Origin of the sequence: Pseudomonas sp. GD03862, from assembly GCF_029840855.1 — a bacterium.
GTDB lineage: Bacteria > Pseudomonadota > Gammaproteobacteria > Pseudomonadales > Pseudomonadaceae > Aquipseudomonas > Aquipseudomonas alloputida.
Genome location: NZ_JAOCDI010000090.1, coordinates 1 through 5,525, shown reverse-complemented (window position 1 = coordinate 5,525; position 5,525 = coordinate 1). Strand labels below are relative to the sequence as shown.

Annotated in this window: 5 protein-coding genes; 4 read left to right on the top strand and 1 reads right to left on the bottom strand. The window is 62.0% G+C overall.

Going from position 1 to position 5,525, the window contains the following annotated elements; translation table 11 throughout:
• Window positions 1-63: 63 nt before the first annotated feature.
• Window positions 64-855, bottom strand: coding sequence for a dienelactone hydrolase family protein (locus tag N5D53_RS27385; protein WP_004576834.1), 792 nt, complete (start codon window positions 853-855; stop codon window positions 64-66).
• A 129-nt stretch (window positions 856-984) separates the two neighbouring features.
• Here N5D53_RS27385 and N5D53_RS27380 point away from each other — a divergent pair, with 129 nt between their 5' ends.
• The 4 genes from N5D53_RS27380 to N5D53_RS27365 all read left to right on the top strand — a co-directional run bounded on the left by N5D53_RS27380 (window position 985) and on the right by N5D53_RS27365 (window position 5,481).
• Window positions 985-1,590: an outer membrane beta-barrel protein gene (locus tag N5D53_RS27380; RefSeq protein WP_010952338.1), complete on the top strand. Its 606-nt coding sequence runs from the start codon at window positions 985-987 to the stop codon at window positions 1,588-1,590.
• 196 nt (window positions 1,591-1,786) lie between these two features.
• Window positions 1,787-2,464, top strand: a complete 678-nt coding sequence (locus N5D53_RS27375; RefSeq protein WP_020189835.1) for a response regulator — start codon at window positions 1,787-1,789, stop codon at window positions 2,462-2,464.
• Window positions 2,461-3,807, top strand: coding sequence for an ATP-binding protein (locus N5D53_RS27370; RefSeq protein WP_104960959.1), 1,347 nt, complete (start codon window positions 2,461-2,463; stop codon window positions 3,805-3,807). The genes N5D53_RS27375 and N5D53_RS27370 overlap by 4 nt, the downstream gene beginning before the upstream one ends.
• A gap of 351 nt (window positions 3,808-4,158) precedes the next feature.
• Complete coding sequence (locus N5D53_RS27365; RefSeq protein ID WP_010952341.1) at window positions 4,159-5,481, top strand: dicarboxylate/amino acid:cation symporter; 1,323 nt, start codon at window positions 4,159-4,161, stop codon at window positions 5,479-5,481.
• The last annotated feature ends 44 nt before the right edge of the window (window positions 5,482-5,525 follow it).

Here is a 5,525-nt window from a genome sequence, read left to right as displayed (position 1 = left end):
CAGATCGCGCCAGCTTTTAGAAATTGAGCAAGACAGTTGCTCCTACAACGATTGCACAATCTTTTATTTGAACACCTTCTTGAAGAACGCCTGCATATCCGCCCAGGAACGCTCGTCCGCTGCCTTGTTATAGCCAATGTCCGGCCCACCATGTTCACCATGGCTCAGCCGATCGGCATCGGGGTTGGTGAACCCGTGCTTGGCCCCTTCAATACTGACGAACTGGTAGTTGACCTTGGCCGCATCCATCTCGGCCTTGAACGCCTCTACCTGCTGTGGGGTGACCATGCTGTCCGCCGCACCATGCTCGACCAGGATATCGGCCCGCACTACGCCAGGTTTTGCCGGGGTCTGGGTGGCCAATGCGCCATGGAAGCTCACCACGCCATCGAGCTTTTCTCCCCGGCGTGCGGCATCGAGCACCACCTTGCCGCCAAAACAGTAGCCGACAGCGCCCAGTTGATGCTTGTTCACATTCGGCTGCTTTTTCAACAACTCCAGGCCCGCGTCGAAGCGCGCTGCTGCTGCGGCCGGGTCCTTCATCGCTGCGGCCATGAATGCCTGGGCATCCTGCGGGTGCTCGGTGTGCTTGCCATCGCCGTACATGTCGATGGCCAGTGCCTTGTAGCCCAGGGCCGCGAGATCTCTCGCACGACGCTTGGCATAGTCGTTCAGGCCCCACCATTCATGCACCACAACAATGCCTGGGCGTTTGCCGTCCAGCGCGTCATCGTAGGCGTAGTAGCCGACGAGGCGGTTGCCATCGTCGTCCTGATAAGGAATTTCACGGGTCACTACCGCCGCTTGGGCGAGGGCGGCGCTGCACATCAGGGTCAGGGCCAGCAGGGCTCGCATGTTCACAACTCCTTGTTTTGCTATCGGTTCGTTCAGCCGGGGTTCAGCCAGGGTTCAGTCGCGGTTCAGGGTGCCCTGATTACTCTAGCTTCCAGACCGAAACAGCGCACCCAACTGGAGTACCCAGCCATGAAAACCTTCAATACCCTGCTTGCCGCCATGGCCGTCTGTGCCGCTGGCATCACCACCGCCCAGGCCGCGGACGACAACTTCGCCAGCCTCACCTACGGCCAGACCAGCGACAAAGTCCGCAAGTCCGGCCTGCTGCAACGCAACACCGACCACCTCAACGCCGACGGTATCATCGGCAAGGACGATACCTGGGGTGTGCGTCTGGGCAAGATCAACGACCAGGGCCGCTACTACATGACCTATGACAACGTCTCTGGCGACCACAGTGGCCTGAAGTTGCGCCAGGAAAACCTGCTTGGCAGCTACGACTTGTTCCTGCCGGTGGGCGATACCACCAAGCTGTTCGGTGGTGGCAGCCTGGGTGTGACCAAGCTGACCCAGGACTCGCCAGGCGCCAGCAGGGACACTGACTACGGTTATGCCTACGGCTTGCAGGCCGGTGTGATCCAGGACATCACCGACAAGGCCTCGGTCGAACTGGGCTACCGTTACCTGCGCACCAATGCCGCGACCGAGGTGGGCGCACATGGCGGGCCGAAGGACGGCACCCTGCGTCTGACCAGCAGCGCCCAGACCTACCTGGCGGCTTCATACAAGTTCTGACGGACGAGCCGCGTTATCCTGTACTGGCCTCTTCGCGGGCACGCCCGCTCCCACAGGTGCTGCACAAACCTCAGAACCTGTGCAGTGCCTTTGGTTTCTGCAGGTGCTACACAGGTTTCAGGGACTGTGCGATTACTGTGGGAGCGGGCGTGCCCGCGAAAGGGCCGGTACAGGCAATACACATAAGGAGCTGCACATGAAACTGCTGGTGGTCGAGGACGAAGCCCTGCTTCGCCATCACCTCTACACCCGCCTGGGCGAAAGCGGCCATGTGGTCGAGGCGGTCGCTGATGCCGAAGAGGCGCTGTACCAGGCCGAGCAGTACCATTTCGACCTTGCCATCATCGACCTGGGCCTGCCCGGTATCAGCGGCCTGGAGCTGATCACGCGCCTGCGCAGCCAGGACAAGACCTTCCCCATTCTCATCCTCACAGCCCGTGGCAACTGGCAAGACAAGGTCGAGGGCCTGGCCGCCGGTGCCGACGACTACCTGGTCAAGCCGTTCCAGTTTGAGGAGCTTGAAGCACGGCTCAATGCCCTGTTGCGCCGCTCCAGTGGTTTCACCCAGTCGACCATCGCCGCTGGCCCCTTGGTGCTTGACCTCAACCGCAAGCAGGCCACCCTCGACGAACAAGCTTTGCCCCTGACCGCATACGAATACCGCATCCTCGAATACCTCATGCGCCATCACCAGCAGGTGGTGGCCAAGGATCGCCTGATGGAGCAGTTGTACCCAGGAGACGAAGAGCGCGACCCCAATGTCATCGAAGTGCTGGTTGGCCGCCTGCGCCGCAAGCTTGAAGGCGAGCGCGGCTTCAAACCCATCGACACGGTGCGCGGCCTGGGCTACCTGTTCACCGAGCGCTGCCGATGATCCGCTCGCTGCGGGTGCGCCTGATGCTGGCCGCCGCAGTGTTGGCGCTGCTGTTCATGCTGGCGCTGCTGCCGGCCTTGCAGAAGGCCTTCAGCCTGGCTCTGCAGGAATCGATCGAGCAGCGTCTGGCCTCGGATGTGACCACGCTGATTTCCGCTGCGCGTATCGAGCATGGCCAGCTGCAGATGCCGACGCTGCTGCCGGACGAGCGCTACAACCTGCCCTACACAGGCCTGCTCGGTTATATCTTTGACCGCGACGGCAAACTGGTCTGGCAGTCGCGGGCCACCGCCGACCGGCACATCAACTACCAGCCGCGCTATGACGGGCGCGGCAACGAGTTCGACCGCATTCACCAGTCCGATGGCGAAGAGTTCTTCGTATACGACGTCGAGATAAAGCTGCTGGGCGGGCAGAGCGCCGCCTACAGCATTGTCGCTCTGCAGCCCGTGAGCGAGTACAAGGCCACCCTCAATGGCCTGCGCGAAAAGCTCTACCTGGGGTTCGGCGCTGCATTGCTGGCGCTCATGGTGTTGTTGTGGGCAGGCCTGACCTGGGGGCTGCGCTCGTTGCGACGCCTCAGCCACGAACTGGATGAAGTGGAATCCGGTGCACGTGACGGCCTGAGCGGCGAGCACCCACGCGAGTTGCTGCGCCTTACCCGCTCGCTCAACCGTCTGTTGCGCAGTGAGCGTGAGCAGCGCACGCGCTACCGTGATTCGCTGGACGACCTGGCCCACAGCCTGAAGACGCCGCTGGCGGTGCTGCAGGGCGTGGGTGAAAGCTTGCAGCAACGCAGCGGCGAGCGCGAGCAGGCGCGGGTGCTGCAAAGCCAGATCGAGCGCATGAGCCAGCAGATCGACTACCAGCTGCAACGCGCCAGCCTGCGCAAGAGTGGCCTGGTCCGCCACAGCGTATTGCTGCGGCCGTTGCTCGACAGCCTGTGCAGCACCTTGGCCAAGGTTTACCGGGAAAAACGTGTGGACGTGGTGCTGGAGTTGCCGGACGCGGCGCAGGTACCGATGGAGCAGGGCGCGTTGCTGGAAATGCTCGGCAACCTGCTGGAGAACGCCTACCGGCTGAGCCTGGGCCAAGTGCGGGTGAGCCTGGTGAAGGCGCCGGGGTATCTGACCTTGTGCATCGAGGACGACGGGCCGGGCGTGCCCGTCGACCAGCGTGAACGCATTCTGGAGCGTGGGGAGCGGCTGGACAGCCAGCACCCGGGGCAGGGCATCGGCTTGGCAGTGGTCAAGGATATCGTCGACAGCTATGACGCCGAGCTGAGCCTTGGCGATTCGCCGCTGGGGGGCGCTGCGTTCAGGATCACCTTCCACCTGGATTGATTCGTAGCCTGTGCCAGCCCGTTCGCAGGTCAATCCGCGAATGGGCCGGCACAGGCAATCCACAAAGGGCGGATTTCCGCCATTCCTCCTTGTACAAATTCCGCCATCGGGCGGAAATCCGCCAATCCGTCCCGGGAGTATCGCCCTGTCGTTGGGCATTTATCCCCAGCAAATACGGACCTTGCACCCTTCATGGGCATTTTGGCACCACCCTTGCTATTGATCCTCGCAGAGGCCTGCCCAGGCAGCTCGAACACAACGACAAATCCCTCCAAGTGCAGGAGGGTTAGCGATTCAGGTGCCCCCATCACCCTGGGAAGGGTGAACCGGCACACTTGAGGAAAATTAGCCATGACGACACGTCAGCCGCTGTACAAATCCCTGTATGTCCAGGTGTTGGTCGCCATCACCATCGGCATCCTGCTCGGCCACTACTACCCGGAAACGGGCGTTGCCCTCAAACCCCTGGGTGACGGCTTCGTCAAACTGATCAAGATGGTCATCGCCCCGATCATCTTCTGTACCGTGGTCAGCGGCATTGCCGGCATGCAGAGCATGAAGTCGGTCGGCAAAACCGGCGGCTACGCGTTGCTGTACTTTGAAATCGTCTCCACCATCGCCCTGATCATCGGCCTCGTCGTCGTCAACGTGGTCAAGCCAGGCGCTGGCATGCACATCGACGTCAGCACCCTGAACGCCAGCAGCGTGGCTGCCTACGCCGCCGCCGGCGCGCAGCAGACTACCGTCGGCTTCCTGCTTAACGTCATCCCCAATACGGTCGTCGGCGCCTTCGCCAACGGCGACATCCTGCAAGTGCTGATGTTCTCGGTACTGTTCGGCTTTGCCCTGCACCGCCTGGGCAGCTACGGCAAGCCGGTACTGGACATGATCGACCGCTTCGCCCACGTCATGTTCAACATCATCAACATGATCATGAAGCTGGCTCCGATCGGCGCTTTCGGCGCCATGGCCTTCACCATTGGCCAGTACGGTGTTGGCTCGCTGGTGCAGCTGGGCTACCTGATGGCCTGCTTCTACATCACCTGCCTGCTGTTCGTGCTGGTGGTGCTGGGCGGTATCTGCCGTGCCCACGGCTTCAGCGTGATCAAGCTGATCCGCTACATCCGTGAAGAACTGCTGATCGTGCTGGGTACTTCGTCCTCGGAGTCGGCCCTGCCACGCATGCTGGCCAAGATGGAGCGCCTGGGTGCCAAGAAATCGGTAGTGGGCCTGGTTATCCCGACTGGCTACTCGTTCAACCTGGACGGTACCTCGATCTACCTGACCATGGCTGCGGTGTTCATCGCTCAGGCCACTGACACCACCATGGACATCACTCACCAGATCACCCTGCTGCTGGTGCTGCTGGTGGCTTCCAAGGGTGCTGCCGGCGTTACCGGGTCGGGCTTCATCGTGCTGGCCGCGACCCTGTCGGCTGTTGGCCACCTGCCGGTTGCCGGCCTGGCGCTGATCCTCGGCATCGACCGCTTCATGTCCGAAGCCCGCGCCCTGACCAACCTGGTGGGCAACGCCGTTGCCACCGTGGTAGTGGCCAAGTGGGTCAAGGAAATGGACAACGACAAGCTGGCTTCGGAACTGGACTCCGGTGGTGCGCCGCTGATCGATACCCGCCCGACGGACGACCTGGGCGTGGCTGAAGGCCCGGCTCGTTGATAGCTGGTTGAAATGAGAAAGGCGACCCAAGGTCGCCTTTTTCG

Coding starts and splice junctions, on each gene's coding strand:
- N5D53_RS27370 (WP_104960959.1), top strand. CDS start 2,461: ATGATCCGCTCGCTGCGGGTGCGCCTGATGCTGGCCGCCGCAGTGTTG.
- N5D53_RS27385 (WP_004576834.1), bottom strand. CDS start 855: ATGCGAGCCCTGCTGGCCCTGACCCTGATGTGCAGCGCCGCCCTCGCC.
- N5D53_RS27365 (WP_010952341.1), top strand. CDS start 4,159: ATGACGACACGTCAGCCGCTGTACAAATCCCTGTATGTCCAGGTGTTG.
- N5D53_RS27375 (WP_020189835.1), top strand. CDS start 1,787: ATGAAACTGCTGGTGGTCGAGGACGAAGCCCTGCTTCGCCATCACCTC.
- N5D53_RS27380 (WP_010952338.1), top strand. CDS start 985: ATGAAAACCTTCAATACCCTGCTTGCCGCCATGGCCGTCTGTGCCGCT.